The 547-nt window shown below is 30.3% G+C and carries 1 protein-coding gene; it reads right to left on the bottom strand.

The window, feature by feature from the left end; translation table 11 throughout:
* A partial coding sequence (locus tag MBCUT_RS11225; RefSeq protein WP_169805373.1) for a hypothetical protein occupies positions 1 to 547 on the bottom strand: 547 nt, incomplete at both ends.

Raw genomic sequence — 547 nt, 5'->3', positions numbered from 1 at the left:
AGTGTAATTTTGTAAGTAATTTTATTACCGTTTCTTGTTGAAGTTATTGTGATTTTAGTTCCAAGATTCTTCGCAGCAACAGTATAATTAGCAGCTATTGCTGCATCATTGTAATTACTGTTTCCAGGGAAAAACATATCAACATTAGCTATTCCTGCACTTGTATTAGGTATTGTTAAACTCCAAACACCATCAATAACAGTCACATTGTAAACTAAATCATCAATAATTACTGTCATGTTGTATGTTCCGTTTATTAAATTACCGTTAGCAGTTATATTACCATTTATAGTAGAATTTCCTCCATAAGTAGCATTATTCGGTAAGTTAATGTTTATAGTTACATTAGCCTTTGTAACATTAAAATTAGTAACATTACTAAAGCCTGTATAATTTTCATTATCAGCAAAACTAACAATGACCTCTAAATCAGTGGCAGTTCGGTTGGTAGTGTAATTTAACTCCCAATAACCAGAACCATCAACAGTTACATTAGTAAAGAGTTTACCATCAACAGTAACATTAACAAAACTAATACCTGTATAAT

The sequence above is a fragment of the Methanobrevibacter cuticularis genome (assembly GCF_001639285.1).
Classification (GTDB): Archaea; Methanobacteriota; Methanobacteria; order Methanobacteriales; family Methanobacteriaceae; genus Methanobaculum; species Methanobaculum cuticulare.
Note: the sequence above shows the minus strand (reverse complement) of the source record. Positions and strands in the feature narration are given on the sequence as shown.